This window comes from uncultured Campylobacter sp., from assembly GCF_938045345.1.
GTDB lineage: Bacteria > Campylobacterota > Campylobacteria > Campylobacterales > Campylobacteraceae > Campylobacter_B.
Window position 1 is genome coordinate 1 of the sequence record NZ_CALIMS010000006.1, and the last position, 17,111, is coordinate 17,111.

The 17,111-nt window shown below is 49.5% G+C and carries 14 protein-coding genes and 1 pseudogene; 11 read left to right on the plus strand and 4 right to left on the minus strand.

The features are described 5' to 3' along the window. The 10 genes and pseudogenes from Q0144_RS01705 to Q0144_RS01750 form a co-directional block, all read left to right on the plus strand. Positions 1-494: pseudogene (locus Q0144_RS01705) on the plus strand (argininosuccinate lyase); the annotation flags it as partial. An 87-nt stretch (positions 495-581) separates the two neighbouring features. Next, entirely contained in the window at positions 582-707 is a 126-nt protein-coding gene (locus Q0144_RS01710; protein WP_298061170.1) for a hypothetical protein, read from the plus strand. A 466-nt stretch (positions 708-1,173) separates the two neighbouring features. Further along, positions 1,174-1,806, plus strand: coding sequence for a uroporphyrinogen-III synthase (locus tag Q0144_RS01715; protein WP_298061172.1), 633 nt, complete (start codon positions 1,174-1,176; stop codon positions 1,804-1,806). A gap of 242 nt (positions 1,807-2,048) precedes the next feature. Continuing rightward, positions 2,049-3,305 (plus strand): phosphoribosylamine--glycine ligase, encoded by a 1,257-nt coding sequence (gene purD, locus Q0144_RS01720; RefSeq protein WP_298061173.1) that lies wholly within the window; start codon positions 2,049-2,051, stop codon positions 3,303-3,305. Beyond that, positions 3,302-3,739, plus strand: a complete 438-nt coding sequence (locus Q0144_RS01725) for an RDD family protein (RefSeq protein WP_298061174.1) — start codon at positions 3,302-3,304, stop codon at positions 3,737-3,739. Before purD ends, Q0144_RS01725 begins: the two co-directional genes overlap by 4 nt. Continuing rightward, entirely contained in the window at positions 3,726-5,984 is a 2,259-nt protein-coding gene (locus tag Q0144_RS01730; protein WP_298061193.1) for an LPS-assembly protein LptD, read from the plus strand. The genes Q0144_RS01725 and Q0144_RS01730 overlap by 14 nt, the downstream gene beginning before the upstream one ends. Further along, positions 5,984-6,703, plus strand: coding sequence for a phosphoribosyltransferase family protein (locus Q0144_RS01735; RefSeq protein WP_005871536.1), 720 nt, complete (start codon positions 5,984-5,986; stop codon positions 6,701-6,703). The genes Q0144_RS01730 and Q0144_RS01735 overlap by 1 nt, the downstream gene beginning before the upstream one ends. Then, entirely contained in the window at positions 6,687-8,801 is a 2,115-nt protein-coding gene (locus tag Q0144_RS01740; protein ID WP_298061194.1) for a polyribonucleotide nucleotidyltransferase, read from the plus strand. The genes Q0144_RS01735 and Q0144_RS01740 overlap by 17 nt, the downstream gene beginning before the upstream one ends. 20 nt (positions 8,802-8,821) lie before the next feature. Further along, positions 8,822-9,676 carry a universal stress protein gene (locus tag Q0144_RS01745; protein WP_298061195.1) on the plus strand — a complete coding sequence of 285 codons (855 nt, stop codon included), beginning with the start codon at positions 8,822-8,824 and terminating at the stop codon, positions 9,674-9,676. A 400-nt stretch (positions 9,677-10,076) separates the two neighbouring features. Continuing rightward, positions 10,077-10,544, plus strand: a complete 468-nt coding sequence (locus tag Q0144_RS01750) for a hypothetical protein (protein ID WP_298061196.1) — start codon at positions 10,077-10,079, stop codon at positions 10,542-10,544. 126 nt (positions 10,545-10,670) lie between these two features. Here Q0144_RS01750 and Q0144_RS01755 read toward each other — a convergent pair whose 3' ends face one another. The 4 genes from Q0144_RS01755 to dcd are packed head-to-tail and all read right to left on the minus strand — an operon-like array spanning position 10,671 to position 15,774. After that, positions 10,671-11,834, minus strand: a complete 1,164-nt coding sequence (locus Q0144_RS01755; RefSeq protein ID WP_298061197.1) for a cation:proton antiporter — start codon at positions 11,832-11,834, stop codon at positions 10,671-10,673. After that, positions 11,807-12,979 (minus strand): metallophosphoesterase family protein, encoded by a 1,173-nt coding sequence (locus Q0144_RS01760; RefSeq protein ID WP_298061199.1) that lies wholly within the window; start codon positions 12,977-12,979, stop codon positions 11,807-11,809. The genes Q0144_RS01755 and Q0144_RS01760 overlap by 28 nt, the downstream gene beginning before the upstream one ends. Next, on the minus strand, positions 12,976-15,207 hold the full coding sequence (topA, locus tag Q0144_RS01765; RefSeq protein WP_298061200.1) for a type I DNA topoisomerase: 2,232 nt from the start codon (positions 15,205-15,207) through the stop codon (positions 12,976-12,978). The genes Q0144_RS01760 and topA overlap by 4 nt, the downstream gene beginning before the upstream one ends. A 3-nt stretch (positions 15,208-15,210) precedes the next feature. After that, entirely contained in the window at positions 15,211-15,774 is a 564-nt protein-coding gene (dcd, locus tag Q0144_RS01770; protein WP_298061201.1) for a dCTP deaminase, read from the minus strand. Positions 15,775-15,948: 174 nt separating this feature from the next. On the opposite strand from dcd, the gene Q0144_RS01775 reads away from it, so the two are divergent. Then, on the plus strand, positions 15,949-16,947 hold the full coding sequence (locus tag Q0144_RS01775) for a type II asparaginase (protein ID WP_298061359.1): 999 nt from the start codon (positions 15,949-15,951) through the stop codon (positions 16,945-16,947). Positions 16,948-17,111: the final 164 nt, after the last annotated feature.

Consider the following 17,111-nt stretch of genomic DNA (forward strand, 5'->3'; position numbering starts at 1 on the left):
CGGGACGCGTAAACGGCAATCTCGTCGCGCTGCTAACGGTGATGAAGGGCTTGCCACTAGCATACAACAAGGATATGCAAGAGGACAAGGAGGGCGTTTTTGATAGCGTCGCCACCGCGCTTGCTAGCCTTGAAATTTTAAAACAGATGTTAAAAACGGCTAAATTTAACGAGCAAAATATGCTCGCGATGACCAGGCGCGGACACCTCACGGCGACCGATCTGGCAGACTATCTCGTGCGGGAGAAAAACGTACCCTTTCGCCAGGCGCACTTCATCACGGGTAAAGCCGTGGCGTATGCGGAAAATTTGGGTCTAGATTTGAGCGAGCTAAATGCGCAGCAGCTTGCTAGCGTGGATGAAAGCTTAGGCGGCGATGCGGTTAAATTTCTTGATCTAAACGCTTCTAAGGAGGCGCGCAAGTCGCAAGGAGGCACGGCAAATGAGAGCGTAGAGGCACAGATTGAAATTTTAAACGAGTGGCTGAAAGGCTAAATTTAAGGAGCCAAATTTGAACGTGCGCGAGCTTTATGAGTATATAGCGGACGAGGACGGGCATTTTTCATTGAGCTCGGCGGGGCGATGAGAACGAAAAAGAGTGTAATAAAAAATAGCACGCTAGCGGAGTTTTTTAAGCGCAAGGATGAAATTTTAAGCGTTTCAAAATTTAGGCGGCAAAATTTTGAAATTTTGCGATCGTGTCTTTAAATTTGAAACTTCGGCGATCTGTGTGGATGCATACACGGGCTAGGCGGGATTAGCGAGCGGCGGCGCGTTAGCTGTGTCCTGAGCGGGCCTCTCGACAGTGTTTTAAGTGCTTGCCGCGACCCGCTAAGTAAAATTTAAGAACGGCGGCGCGTCCTAAGCTGGCTTTAGAGAAGGCGCCTGAGGCTATAAAGTTAAATTTAAAAGACCGAGCCGGCGCAAAGTGGAGTGCTTGGTTGCAAATTTAGACAGTGAGATAAAATTTTAAAAAAGCGTGCCGCCGCTAGACTGCTTAAGCGTGACTAAATAAGCGTAGGCAGGTCAGACAGGCGGTTTTGCCCAGGCAAAAAGGGCGGCTCGGAGTAGAATTAAGTCGAAGCAAATCAAATAATATTTTCTTTGTTTCTACGCGTCGTGGAGGTAGGAGTGAGGCTGAATCAAAGTAAATTTAAATATTTTGGAGAGCGTTTTGATATATTTGGTGTCTAATACGAGATTTGATCATCCGCAGGTGAGGCGGCTTGCGGTCTGCGAGATAAAATTTCTCAAATTTAGCCTGCCTGCGCAGACGGGCGCGCTAATTTTTACCTCCAAAAACGCGGTGGCGGCGATAAAATTTAATGAAATTTTGCCTGATTTAGATACGCCCGTTTACGCTATCGGCGAGCCGTGTGCGGCGGCTGCGCGCGAGTTTGGATTTCGCGATATTTTTGTGGCGCTACACGGGCACGGAAATGAGTTTGCCGCTGAGATCGCGCCGCTTCTAAGGGGCAGAGACGCGCTGTATCTGCGCGCTCGCGAGACGGTATCAAAGCTGGAGCAAATTCTATCTAGCGCCGGCGTGCGGCTGCAAAGCGTGATTGCCTACGAAAATTCCATTCTCAGCCTGTCTGCCGCCGCAAAGCCGCCGCAAGGCAGCACACTGATTTTTACCTCGCCTAAAAACGTTCGTGGCTTTACCGCAAATTTCGGCTGGGACGGGAGCTACAAGGCGATCTGCATCGGTAGGACGACGGCGAGCGTTTTGAGCGAGTTTTGCGAGCCGATAATCTGTGAAAGAAGGTCGATAAAATCCTGCGTCGATCTGGCGCTTTTGCCATAGTTTAAGCAAATTTTGACTATAATTTTGCCCAAGCCTGGGTGAAGCGAGAGCGTTTTATATGAGGGTTCAACATATTTGTATAAGCGACGACGTGAGAGGTCCGTGTGACGCGGCTCGGCTCGAGCTTTTTTAAAGTTACGGGTTGCGACCTAGAGATTTTTCCTAGTTGCAAGATTGGCTTTGTTTGAGCCGATTCTTTTTACGCAACGCTCACTTGGGTTTTTTACGTTACGGAGGCTTCATTGAATATCCTAATAATCGGCGGCGGCGGTAGAGAATACGCGATCGGGCTAAGACTTCGCGAGGATAAAAACGTTTTAAATCTGTATTTTGCTCCAGGAAACGGCGCTACAAAGGTGCTCGGTAAAAATTTAGATTTAAAAGATTTTGATGAACTCGCGCTCTTTGCCAAAAACAACGACATAGCTCTTACTATCGTGGGCGCCGAAGAGCCGCTTACAAAAGGGATCGTGGATATTTTCAAAGCGCAAGGTCTCGCGATATTCGGTCCCAGCGCTGCTGCGGCAAAGCTTGAGGGCTCTAAAGCCTATATGAAGGACTTTCTGGCGCAAAATCATATTAAAACCGCAAAATTTCTAAGCAGCGACGATCTATCCGAAATTTCAAAATTTATCGATACCCTAAACGGCCGCGTCGTGGTCAAAGCAGACGGCCTGTGCGCGGGCAAAGGCGTCATTATCGCAAATTCCAAAGATGAAGCTAAAAAAGCCGCCGCGGATATGCTAAGCGGCGAAAGCTTCGGCGAAGCGGGCAAGCGCGTCGTCGTGGAGGAGTTTTTAGAGGGTTTTGAGCTGAGCTTTTTTGCGATCTGCGACGGGGAAAATTTCGTAAGCCTGCCCGTAGCGCAGGATCACAAAAAGCTGCTTGACGGCGATCTGGGTCCGAACACCGGCGGCATGGGAGCTTATGCGCCAAGCCCGCTAGCGGATGCCGTGCTGATAAAAAGAGTAGAAAGCGAGATCGTCGCACCCACGCTAAAAGGGATGCAGCAGCAGGGCGCGCCCTTTTGCGGCGTGCTATTCGTGGGGCTTATGATCGTAGGCGGCGAGCCTTACGTGTTGGAGTACAACGTCCGCTTCGGCGATCCCGAGTGCGAGGTTTTGATGCCGCTAATCGACGGAAATTTGAGCGAAATTTTATACAACGCCGCCGTAGGCAAGCTAAGTAGCATAAGCTTAAAAGAGCGATTTGCGGTTGGCGTCGTGATGGCTAGCGAGCGCTATCCTTACGGTTCTTCGCAGCCTGCTTTGATCGAAGTCGGCGAAATTCCCGCGAGCGCGCATATCTGCTACGCGGGCGTGAGCGAGCGGGAGGGGCAGATTTACGCTAGCGGCGGGCGCGTTTTGGTAAGCGTGGGCGTCGCGCAGAGCCTAAAGCAGGCGCGCGATGCGGCTTACGCGCTGTGCGAAAATATAAAATTTAGCGGCGCGCAGTATAGGCGCGATATCGCGCACCAAGCCTTAAGAGATAAAATTTGATCGTCGCTCCGCTTAGCAAGCGCGTAATCGCGTTTAGTATCGACGAAGCGGTGAGCGTAACGCTTTTTGTGGTCGTGCTATTTGCTATCGACGAGCCAGAGCTTGTTGCAGCGGCGCAGAGCGGAAGCAATCTTGAGGTACAAAAGATCGCGTCGAAATTCATTTTGCATTACGCGATAATAAAATTTTTATATCAAGCGATTTTTGTCTATCTATACGGCGCGACGCTAGGCAAGCTTGCGGTTAAAATTTATTGCGTCCGCGCTGACGGCAGCGCTATGGATATCGCTACGGCAGCGATCCGCGCGGCGGTTAGGTTGATAAGCGAGATGATCTTTTATATGGGATTTTTGGTGGCGCTTTTTACGAACTCGCGTCAGAGCCTGCATGATATGGCGGCGAAAACATTGGTGGTAGAGATTGAAAAAGAGTAAAAAATTTAAAATTCTAGCGCTTAGTTTTAGCGCTCTTTTAGCAAGTAGTGCGAGTGCAAAGGTCCAAGACGTCGAGCTCATAGCAGATAATGTCGAGAAAAACGGCTTTTTGACGGAGGCGAGCGGCAACGTAACGGTGTATTCGCAGGACTACTTTATCACCGCCGATCGCGCTACATACGACGAACAAAACGGCATCATCGAGCTTTTCGGCAACGTCAATGCGATGCGCGGTAGCAGCGAGACCACGCGTGCACAGCATGTCAAAATCGATCTGAAAAACGATAAGCAGCAAGCCGACGTAAATTTTATGATGGACAAGGACTCCGAGCTTTGGATGCAAAACGACGCTAGCTGCAGCGACAGCGAATATTACCGCGTGGAGGGCTCCAGCGTATCTAGCTGCAACGTTACCGATCCTGATTGGCGCATCAAATTTAGTAGCGGCATGCTAAATAAAGAGAGCAAATTCCTCCATCTTTTTAATCCAAGATTTTACGTGGGTGATGTGCCGGTGCTCTATCTGCCGTATTTCGGCTTTCCGACCGACCGTACGCGTCGCACGGGCTTGCTGCCTCCCGAGGCCGGCTACATCAGCAAGGAAGGGATTTACTACAAGCAACCGATCTATTTTGCGCCTTACGATAGCTGGGATTTTCAGCTCGATCCGCAGGTGCGCACGCGCAGGGGCTTTGGCGTATACGGGACATTTCGATTTACGGAGTCGCCGTATTCTTACGGCGAGATTAGAGGCGGAGTTTTCGATAACTTTTCGCGAGCGCAAAAGCGCCTCGAATACAAAAACGAGCGCCATCACGGCTTTGAAGTGCAATACGATCGCAGCAAGCTCGCGACCTATTTGCTAGACGGCGATCTGCGCGAAAATTTATGGATCGATTTTACTCAGCTAAACGACCTTGAATACTACGATCTGAAGGAAAAGGGAGGTCTTGGCAACGATGCGGATAACTCGCTCGTAACTTCACGGCTGAATTATTATTTGACCTCAGACGAGCACTATTTTGGCGCTTACGGACGCTACTATATCGATACAAGCAAGCTAAACGCCGATAATACCTTTCGCAACGAAGATACCGTCCAAGAGCTTCCGACGCTGCAATATCATAAATTTAGCAATGATTTGGGACTGCCAAATTTGATCTATTCGCTTGATGCGAAGGCGCGTAATTACACCAGATGGGAGGGCGCGACTGCTCGCCAATACGAGTTTGACGTACCGATTAGTATAAGCACGCCGCTACTGGCGGATTATTTAAATTTCGCCTTTACCGAGCGAGTGTATATGACCAATATCGATTGGCACGATAAATTCTACTACGCAAACGGAGATCTTGGCGAGGATAAAAGCACTTTCTACGCTAATCAATACACCGAGCTTTCACTCTACACCGACGTAGCCAGGGCTTACGATAGCTTGTATCATACGATGAGCTGGAGGGCGGATTTTAGAATTCCCGGATGGCAGCAAGGCGACATCGAGGATAGAATTTTAAAGTATCATCAGTATAAATACGACCTTGCTCGCGGCGCAGTAGATCGCTCACGGCTGGGTAACTTGCAAGACTCGCTTTATTGGGAGGATAACTTCTTAAGTGAGCTTAGCGACGAATACACCCACGAAAATGCAGCTTTAAGTATGACGCAGTTTTTTTATAATGAGGACGGACGTAAATTCTTACGCCATAGTGTCAAGCAGCGATATGACTTCGACGATCATCAGTTTGACGATTTAGAACACCGCATCGATGCGTATTTTGCAAATGGGCTAAATATCGGAAACCGCTTTACCTACTCGCATAAATATAAAAGCTTCGATAAGGTCTATACCTACGCCAACTACTCCAACGACGACTTTAGCTTTGGACTCAGCCACGCTTACGAATATGAAAAGCTAAGCATGGAGCCTAAACGCTATACGAAAGATAACTACGGCATCGTAAACGCTTCGGTAAATTTACCTAGGAATAATAAAATTTTTGGGCGTTGGGATTACGACTTGGAGCGATCTTATTCTAAAATGTGGCGTGTGGGACTTTCTCATACGCGCAAGTGTTGGAATTACTCTTTTGTGTATCAAGAGGATATTGAGCCTAAAAATACCAGTACGACGGGCTACAGCAAAGCAAGCAAGGAGCGCGGAATTTACTTTCTCGTAAATTTCTATCCGTTCGGCGGAGTAGGGTATGATTTTTCGGTAGATAGCGAATACGGAAGCGAAAAATAATGACGCCTAGAGCTGAGCTGATGTTTGAAAACCAAATTGACGCCGCGATGAAACTCGCAGAAATTTTACCCGCTACCGTGATCAAAAACGAAAATTTTCTAATAATCGCTCAGTCTCTGGAGTCGCTTCCTATCGCAAACCATCTTGCTCTAAAATTAGGGCTTGCTTATGAGTTTTTATTCACAGAACCCGTTTTGGCACCCAATAATCCGGAATGCGCGATCGCGTGCGTAAGCGAAACCCAAGAGATCGTGATGGTAGATGAGCTCGTGCGAAGCTTCGGCATCAGCCTGGATTACGTTTACGGGCAGGCGAATAGACTTTATGAGGAGAAAATTTTAAAAAACATGTATAAATTTCGCAAGGGTGAGCTTTTGGGAAATTTAGAGAAAAAAAACGTCATCTTGGTAGATGAGGGGTGTGAGAGCGGGCTGACTGCACTTACTTGCATAAAGACGCTCGTAAGCTTAAACGCCAAAGCGATCTTTTACGCTACGCCCGTTATCGGCAGCGATAATGCAGACGAGATCGCCATGCTAGTAGATGGAATTTATGCTGTTCATAAGATCAGAGATTTTGTGAATGTGGATTTTTATTACAAAGAAAAAACGCTCTCAAGCGCGGAGGAGATAATGCAAATTTTAAACAAATGCCCGCTTTATCTGCCGTTTCACGAGACTAACAAAAACAAGGAGAAAATTAATGCAGTGCAAAATTGAAGTAAATGGCAATACCGAAATTTTCGATATCAATAAGGTCGCAAAGCAAGCCGCGGGTGCGGCGCTTTTGCGTGTGAAAAATACCGTCGTGCTGGCTACCGTAGCGCGCGAAGAGACGCAGGTGCAGGAGGACTTTTTGCCCCTTACCGTGCAGTATATCGAAAAGATGTACGCAGCAGGCAGAATCCCCGGAGGCTACATCAAGCGCGAGACCAAGCCGGGCGATTTTGAGACGCTAACGAGCCGCATCATAGACCGCTCGCTGCGCCCGCTCTTTCCAAAGGGATACGCGTATCCGACGCAGATCGTAGTTTACGTGCTATCGGCAGATCCGGAGGTCGATCTGCAAGTCGTTGCTCTTAATGCGGCGTCTGCGGCTCTGTATCTTAGCGACATCCCGATTAAAGCGCCGGTTTGCGGCGTGCGCATAGGCTATGAAAACGGAAATTTCATCTTAAATCCGAGCAACTCCGCGCTTAAAGCTAGTGCGCTCGATCTTTATGTAGCGGGCGTCGGCGATGAGCTTTTGATGATCGAGATGCGCTCCCTGCCGCAGATTAGAGGCGGCGCGCAACAGATGAATGAATTTAGTGAAGATCTGATGGTAGATGCGATCGATTTTGCCGCAAAGGCGATAAGTGTGGGCTCGGGCGCCTACGAAGAGGCCTTTCTGCCGCTTAAAAAGCCGGATGCGAGCCTGGAGTATAAGCCTGAGATCGAGGATGAGGAGATCGCAAGCTTCATCGACGCAAACTACAAAGACGCCGTCAAAGCGGCGATCAATCAGATGGCAAAGAGCGAGCGCGCTACCGAACTAAACAAAATCGTGGATCAAATTTTAGCGACCGAGGCTGCGGCGCAAAACGAATGGAGCAAAGAGGTGATCTCCAGCGTCATTGGCAAGTATAAGCGCGGCATCATCCGCACGCAGATCATCGAGGATCGCTGCAGAGCCGACGGACGCGCGCTTGATGAGGTGCGCCCGATCAGTATCGAGACAAATATCCTGCCGTGCGCGCACGGAAGCTGCCTATTTACGCGCGGGCAGACGCAAGCTTTGGTCGTCACCACGCTGGGCGGCGATAGCGATGCGCAGCTAAGCGACAGCCTAACGCAGCTCGAGCCGATCAACGATAGATTTATGTTTAACTACAACTTCCCGGGCTTTTGCGTCGGCGAAGCAAGCCCGCTTAAAAGCCCCGGCAGACGCGAACTGGGACATGGAAATTTAGCCAAAAGAGCGCTGTATCCGAGTATCGATCTAAACTCGCCGCAGTCTATCCGCGTGGTAAGCGAAATTTTAGAGAGCAACGGCTCAAGCTCTATGGCTTCGGTCTGCGGCGGCGCACTTTCATTGCGCGCAGCGGGCGTGCCTACGCTAAAGCTCGTTGCGGGCGTCGCGATGGGCTTGATTTTTGAGGGCGAAAAACACGCCGTGCTAACCGACATAATGGGTCTTGAGGATCACGACGGCGATATGGACTTTAAGGTCGCGGGCACCCACGAGGGCATCACCGCGCTTCAGATGGATATCAAGCTCGGCGGCATCAGCCTGGAAGTTTTAAAAGAGGCTCTCGCACAGGCAAAACAGGCTCGTGCGCATATTTTGGGCATAATGGAGCAGGCGGACGCGGCGATCGTGATAAATCAAGATGTGCTTCCGAAGCTTGAAATTTTTAGCGTCGATCCGAGCAAAATCCCCGACATCATCGGCCAGGGCGGCAAGGTCATCAAAGAGATTACCGAAAGCTTCGGCGTAAATATCGATCTGGATCGCGAAAAGGGCGAGGTTAAGATCCAAGGCGCAAAATCGGGCGGCGTATCAGGCGCGAAAGAGAAAATTTTATCGATAGTCTCGAATTCTCGCGATTTTCGCAAGCCGCGCAATGAGCGCAAAGAGGTAAAATTTCAGATCGGCGAGGAGTTTGACGGCGTGGTGCAAAGCGTGCTGGATTTTGGCACCTTTATCTCGCTGCGAGACGGCGTGGATGGGCTACTGCGCGCCAAATTTATCACGACGCCTTACAAGGCGGGCGACGTGGTGCGAGTGCGCGTGACCGATCAGAAAGGCACTAAAATTTCACTGGAATTAGCTTAAAATTTTAATAGGAGTATGAGATGCAGCTTAAAAAGATTTTTTTCCCTATCGGCGGTGGCGAGGAGCTGGCAGAGCGTATACGCGGAGCGCTGCTAGTGAATAAATTTTTCGGCACGCACATAAACATAATGGCGTGCCAGCTCGATCCTAAGATGATCTACAACGTTCGTATGACGCTAAAAGGCGGCGTGTTGATGGAGGAATTTTTAAAATCAGCGGGCGATGAGATGAGGGCCGAGCGCGAGGAGATTAAAGCGATCTTCGACGCCGAATGCGCCAAGCTGGGCCTAGATCAAAGCGACGACGATCACGTCCCAAATAGCGCCGCTTTGAGGCATATGGTAGGCATCCGCTCCGAGCTGGTCGAGAAATACTCCAAATATTGCGATTTGGTGCTGGTTTCGGTGCCGCCTACCGGCTCTATCACCGGCACATTCGAGGCGGCGGTCACTAAAAGCGGCAAGCCTTGCATCGTCATACCGCGCAAGCTGAAGGAGTTTAGGGCGGATAAAATTTTGGTCTCGCTTACCGGTACTGCGGCGTCTGCAAGGGCGCTTGATAATTGGCTAGAGCTTTTACAGCGCGCCAAATCCGTCACCGTCATCACGGCAAACCACTATCTTCAAGAGAGCATCCCCGAAACGAAGCGCCGCATAAGCGATTATTTGGCTCTGCACGACGTTAATATCGATGCTTTCGAGACACTAAACGCAGACGGCAAGATCCCGGGGCAGGTGCTGCTAGAGTATGCCGATGCGGGCGATTTCGACCTCATCGTCGCGGGCTTGCACTCAGACAGCGGCATAAAGGAGATTTTCTTAGGCGGCGCGTCGAAATACTTCCTGCAAAAGACGAAAATTCCGGTCTTAATGTAGATTGAGGCTTGGGTGCTGTGTCACGGCATATCGCCCGCACCGCGTCTAGGCTTAAGTTGGCTTTAAGCGCCGCAAGCTAAAGCTTAAATTTTAATCGGCTTGCTTTGATCTTGCTAGCCCGTCCATAAATCGTGCAGTTATGCCATTTTGCGGATGGGTTGCGATTAATTTTATTGCTAGCTTTGCTGACGAGCCGCTTTTGCTTTGCCGCGGCTAGAGGGAGCAAATATATCAGCGGCGAGCGGAGTTAGCGGTCGCAGCAAGCGCGCCGATCCATCTTTTAGCGCGCGAGTTGGGAATTTCCACGCTTGCCGTTTTCGGCTGTGTCGCGAAATTCCGCATAAAATTTGCACTTGAAATTTCTGTTTGCACGCTAAATTTTAAATTCCAAGGAGCGCAGATGGCGTTTGAAAATGCAATCATCACAAAAGATGATGATGAGAAGTATGGATTGAGTAAAATTTACTACAAATATAATCCATACTATGAGACTTTTATTAATGAGCTGCGATGGACTATCGATAGGGAGAGAGATTGCTGGGCTTGGTTTCTTTATAGCTTCCCAGGCTATGAACACGACCACGATTACGATACAAAGTCTATTTGGATATTATATCATAAAGGTGAAATTATAGAGATGATTATAGATCATGAGGTAAATATTGATAGAAAAGTAGTTCCAGAGGAATTTCATAGGATTTGGAAACTCCTAGATTTAAAACCAAATCATACGCAAAGTCTTAATAAGCAAGACATTTTATGTCTGTTAAAAGAAATTTTAGAAGCATATAGGGACTGTGATTTGTGGAAACCGGAGCCGAATTATACTATGGAACTACAAGACCTAACCAATCGCGGCGTAAAATAGAGCTTTAAATTTAACTCCATCTTAGCCCCGCATCAAATCAAATTTCATAGAATTCTAGAATTTCATAGGACTTTAAAATCCTATAATTCCAAAATCCTATAATCTTAAAATTCTAAAATTCCCGCCCTAAAATTTCTTGTAAATAAAATTTATCAAAATCATCGACGCGAGCGCCTCTATGAGCGAGGCGATGATCATCGCGAAGTATATCTCTTGCGAGATCGCGGCGGTGGAGTAAAAAAGCGTCGCCGTGGCGATGACGAGGGTTAGCGGCATAGATAGTGATAGCGCGAAAAGCACCGCGCCTTTGCGCCCCAGGGTGCTTAAAAACGTAGCGCTCGCAAGCAGTCTGATGCCAAACATCAGCGCCGCTAGGCTTACGGCGAAGCTCATCACTCCGGGCATAAGGAGCGCCTCAAGCTTGATCACCGCTCCGGTGTGTATGAAAAATATCGGCACTAAAAAGCCGAAGCCGAACGACGATAGCTTTTCGATGAGGTCGTCCTTGTGCGAGAAAAAGGTCGGCAGAAAGGTGCCTGCGATGAAGGCGCCGATGACGACCTCAAGCCCCAAAAGCATTACTCCGGCGCAGATGAGGCAAAACAGCGCCATCGCAAATCGCACGTCCTTTTCATTTTTGTCGTATTTGGGCATGATGACCGTTTTTAGCGCGGGGAACCACCAAAATAAAATTTCAAGCCCTTTAAAAACCGCAAGGGCTGCTACCGAAAAGCCCAAAAGCGCGCCGATATGAAGCACCATCTCCACGCCGAAGCCGTTTTTAAGGTAGATGCCGCCCACCGTGAGGGCGGCGATGCTAATAAGCTCGCCGATCACGCCCGCGGGCATTGCGAGATTGAGCCACGCTTGATCCTTACCGTACTCCTTATACAGCGCCGAAAGCAGCCCGACGCTCATCAGAGGCGCTGCGATGATAAGCATCTTCGGCAGTTCAAACATCCAAACCGCAAGCGCGCTTAGGATATAAAGCAGCGCCAAAAAGATTAGGATCAGCCGCAAAATTTTGCGCGGCATCGCAAGCAGCGCGCGGAAATCCACCTCGCAGCCCGCCAAAAACATAAGGTAGCAAAAGCCGATCTGCGCGGCTAGATCGAAGGTCGCGCTTGGCGGCAAAAGCCCTAAATTTGCAGCTATGATGCCGAGCATAATCTCCATAGGCGAGAGCGGAATTCTAGCTAAGCTAGCCAAAAATGGCGAAGCAAAGATCAAAAACGATAGCGCGATTAGGACGTAAATTTCATTCATAGTTTTATCTCGCGTTCGCGACATTTTAGAGCTTTTTCGGGCGCGGCACAGACGTGAAATACGCGGAATTTCTCGCCCTGCGCCACGACGTAGGCAAACTCGAAAAGTCGCTTTTTGCGCCCGCAAATCTCGCCCGGATTTAGCACGAGCGCGCCGTTTTTGTCCACCGCCGCGGCGAAATAGTGGGTGTGACCGTAAATTTTGATAGTTGGAATTTTATCCGCGCCGCACTGGCACAAACCCTGATTTTTACTTTCGCCGCTTGCATTGGAGTCAGAATTCGCGGTCAAATTTGAGTTCAAGTTTGGTGTGGCTAAATTTACGCATGAATTCGGTGCGACTAAATTTGCGCATGAGTTCGGCGCCGTTAAATTTACTACGCGATCCGCACCGGAGCTTGCTTTAGAATTCATATCTGGGCTCATATCAGCGGCTAAATTTGCGCTTGCATTTGAGTTTAAATTTGCGTTCGTGCCCGAAGCAAGGTCTACATTCAAATCTAAGTCCAAATTTGCATTTGAGTTCACTTCCGCGCCCGCATTCAAGCCCAAGTTTACATTTGGACTTGCGGGTTGCCCACTTTTTAAATTTACGCTCGCTTTATGCGCGTTTTTGAAATTTTCGTCTGCGCGGAGTGCACTATCTAAAATTTTATCAACGTCCGCGCCATTAGAATTTGCGATTAAAATTTCTCTGCGATCTGCTCCGCAGTTTGAGCCTAAATTCATGCCGCAACTTGCTTCGTCGCTAAAGCTAGAATTTTTGGCTAGGCCCGCGCCGCAATCCATGCGAAAATTTACCACGCGATCCGCACCCGCGCCTAAATCCGCGTTTAAATTTAATCCGTCTGCTTCATTTTGCGCCGCGGGCTCCTCGTCAAATAGATAAAACGGATGGTGCATTATTTTTAGTCGCAGCCCGGCAAACTCCGTGCAGAAGGGCTCACTCTGTAGGTTGAACTCATTTTTAAACTCAGCAAGCGCTTCGTCGTTGTTCCCTAAAACCGCAAAGTAAGGCTTGCCGCTTTGCCTCAAAAGCCGCAGCGTCTCGCTCGCGACGATGTCGCCCGCGTGTACGAGCAGATCCGCTCCGTGCGCGAGCAGCCATTCTATAGCGCTTGCGGGGACATCCGTTTCGCGATGAGAGTCCGAGATGACGCCTATTATCAATCGATCTCTTCTTTAAGCTTGCACTGCGGGCACTCGGCGAAGTTGCCTTTTTTCAGCTCTTTTCGGAGCATGTATGAGTTGCCGCACTGCGGGCACGCGCGCGCAATCGGCGCGTAGTTGCTCACAAAGCCGCATTTAGGGTAGTTCGTGCAGCCGTAGAATTTGCCGCGTCTGGAGAAGCGCTCGACGATCTCGCCCGTGCCGCAGCTCGGGCACTTGACGCCCGTGGAGACGAGCGGCTTTTTCTCCTTTGCCACGCCCTCGATTTTGCGCGAGTATTTGCACTTCGGATAGCCCTCGCAAGCGATAAACTCGCCGTATCTGCCCTTTCGCTTGATCAAATTTTTACCGCACTGCGGGCATTTTTCATCTAGTACTTCGGGCGCCGCCTTCTCCTCGCTTGCCCCCTCGGCGCTAGCGTCCGCGTTTCGCGAGTATTTACATTTCGGATAGTTCGAGCAAGCGATGAACTCGCCGAATCTGCCCTGGCGCCTAAGTAGCTCGCCGCCGCAGTTCGGGCATGCTTCGCCGATCTTTTCGGCTAGCTTTTGGCTTGCGATCGACGTTTTTCCTTTGGCGATCTCGTCCATAAAAGGGTAGTAGAAATCCGCCAAAATTTGCTGCCAGTCCGCTTTGTTTTCGGCGATGTCGTCGAGCTTTTCTTCCATTTTGGAGGTAAACTCGCTATCGACGATGTTTTTAAAATTTTGCTCCAGCATCTCGGTGATCTTAAAGGCGATCTCGCTCGGCACCAGGTGCTTTTGCTCGATATTTACGTAGTTGCGCGCCGTAAGCAGCGAGATGGTAGGCGCATAAGTCGAGGGCCTGCCGATGCCGAGGCTTTCGAGCTTTTTGATGAGGCTCGCTTCCGAATAGCGCGCCGGCGGCTCGGTGAAATGCTGCTGCGAGCTTAGGCTTTGCAGGCTCATCACGTCACCCGCGCTAAGGCTCGGTAAAATTTTATCTTTATCCAGATCGCCGTAAGCCTTGTAAAATCCGTCAAATTCCACCTTGCGTCCGCTGATCTTAAACGCGCCCGCTTCGCCGCGTACGATGATCGTTTGGACCTGCGAGACGCTAGGGCTCATCTGCGAGGCTACGAAGCGGTTGTAGATGAGTGCGTAAAGGCGGTACTCGTCGCGAGGCAGGATCTTTTGCGCGAGCTCGGGGGTAAGCTTCAGATCGGTAGGCCTTATCGCTTCGTGCGCTTCCTGCGCGCCTTTACTTTTGGTGGCGTATAAATTCGGGCTTTTCGGTAGATACTTTTCGCCGAAGCGCTGCTCGATTAGCTCGCGAGCCGCCGCGATCGCTTCTTTAGCGATATTTAGCGAGTCGGTTCGCATATAGGTGATCGCGCCGCCGTTTTTGGTATTGACGCCCTCGTAAAGGCTCTGCGCGAGGCTCATCGTTTTGCGCGGATTAAAGCCCAGAGCCGTGCTCGCCGCCTGTTGTAGCGTCGAGGTCATAAACGGCGGATAGGGGTTCGTCTTGCGCGATTTACTCTCGATACTCTCTACGCTAAATCTGTCTTTTTGCAGCTCAGAGACGATCTCGCTAGCTTGCGCCGCGTTTTTGACCGAGAGCTTTTCCATCTTTTTGCCGCGAAATTCCACGAGCTCGGCTTCCAAGTCCTTTTTAAAAACTGCGTCGATGCTGTGAAATTCTACCGGTTTAAAATTTAAAATTTCGCGCTCGCGATCGACGACGATCTTAAGCGCGGCGCTTTGGACGCGACCCGCGCTTAAGCCGCGCTGGATCTTTAAATTTAAAAGCGGACTTAGCTTGTAGCCCACGATGCGATCGAGCAGGCGGCGCGCTTGTTGGGCGTTTACGCTTGCGATATTCAGCTTGCGCGGCGAGCTTAGCGCGTTTGAGATCGCGCTTTTGGTGATCTCGTGAAACACGATGCGCGGCAGCTCCTCCGCTTGCTTGCCGATCGAAGCTGCGATATGATAGGCGATCGCCTCGCCCTCGCGGTCCTCGTCCGTCGCGAGGTAAATTTGATCCGCCTTTTTAGCGAGCGTCTTTATCTGCTTTACGATCTGATCGTGATCGGCGCTGATTTCGTATTCGGGCTCGAAGCTTTTATCTTTGATTTTAATGCCGAATTTTTTTTGCGGTAGATCGCGGATATGGCCTTTAGACGCGATTACGTCGTAGTCATCGCCTAAGAAATTTTTGATCGTTTTGGCTTTTGCCGGGGATTCTACGATGATTAAATTTTTCATTGTTTAATCCTTTAGAATTCTAGGCAGCGTGATGCCCTTTTGGCTTTGGTATTTGCCCTTTTTATCGCAGTAGCTCACCTCACATGGCTCATCTCCTTGCAGAAATAAAACCTGCGCGATGCCTTCGTTCGCGTAAATTTTTGCAGGCAGCGGCGTGGTGTTGGAAATTTCAATCGTGATGTGTCCCTCAAAACCGGGCTCAAAGGGCGTTACGTTTACGATGATGCCACAGCGCGCGTAGGTACTTTTACCGAGGCAGATCGCAAGCACGTCGCGCGGCATTTTGAAGTATTCGATAGTGCGCGCTAGAGCGAAGGAATTCGGCGGCACGATGCAGACGTCGCCCTCAAAGTCCACGACGTTTTTTGCGTCGAAATTTTTAGGATCGACGACCGTTCCGCCGACGTTTGTAAAAATTTTAAATTCGCGCGCTACGCGTATGTCGTATCCGTAGCTCGAAAGTCCGTAGCTAACGACGCCGCGGCCGATATTCTCCTCGCAAAAGGGCGATATCATATCGTGCTGCTGCGACATCTGTCTGATCCATTTATCGCTTTTCAGTCCCATAAAATTTCCTTAAAATAATCAAAATTTTTCGCGCATTATAGCAGCAAAATAAAATATAATAAAAATTTTATGCTAGAATTTTGCTTAAATTATAAAAATTTTATCACTTTTTAAGGAGCAACTATGGGGCTACTCAAGAAATTTGCGTTCATTACGTTTTTTATCGCGTCATCTTTGGCTGCTGCGAAGCCAAATATTTATATTTTAGCTACCGGCGGCACTATCGCGGGAAGCAGCGCAAGTGCCACGGAGGGCAACTATACCGCAGGCTCTAAGGGCATAGAGGAGATATTATCGGCAGTGCCGCAGCTAGGGGATTTAGCCACGATTAAAAGCGAGCAAATTTCAAATATCGGCTCGCAGGAGATGAATGATGAAATTTGGCTCAAGCTCGCAAACCGCGTAAGCGAACTGCTTACTAAAAACGACGTAGACGGCGTCGTCATCGTGCATGGAACCGATACGATGGAGGAGACGGCGTATTTTTTAAGCTTAGTCATAAAATCCAAAAAACCGATCGTTTTGGTGGGCGCGATGCGAAACGCCGATTCGATGAGCGCGGACGGCCCTTTGAATATCTATAACGCCGTAAGCGTCGCGGCAGATAAAAACGCTCGCGAAAAGGGCGCTCTTGTAGTAATGAACGACGAAATCCACGCCGCGCGCGAGGTTACGAAAACAAATACTACTAACGTTGCGGCTTTTGCCTCGCCGAATTCCGGCAAGATCGGCACCGTAAATTATGGCGTCGTAAATTTTTATATGGCACCGCTTCGCAAACACACCGTCGCAAGTGAGTTTAATATCAAGGACCTCAAAGCCTTGCCGCGCGTCGATATCATCTATGGACACGCGCAAGATAGTGGCGATTTGGTCGATGCAGCGGTGCAAAAGGGCGCTAAGGGCATTATCGTAGCGGGCGTAGGCAATGGAAATTTATATCCGGATCTGCAGGCTGCGCTTGCAAAAGCTAGCGAAGCGGGCGTGATCGTCGTGCGCTCAAGCCGCACGGGCAGCGGCTCAACTAGCGTTAGCTCGGAGGTGGACGACGCAAAACTTGGCTTTCTAACCGCAGATAATTTAAATCCACAAAAGGCGCGCGTGCTGCTGATGTTAGCCCTTAGCAAAACGAGCGATAAAGCTAAAATTCAGAGCTTTTTTGCGACGCATTAACGCATAGGGCTTCGCGCGGATAGAATTTCGGCGCGAGGCTTTAAAATAAAATTTCAGCGCGAAATTTTAAAGAAAAGCAAGGCGCGGAATTTTCGCGCTCGGGGCTTGGGCGTAGAATTTCGGTCGTAAAATTAAGTGCTAAATTTAAAGGATTTAAAATCATC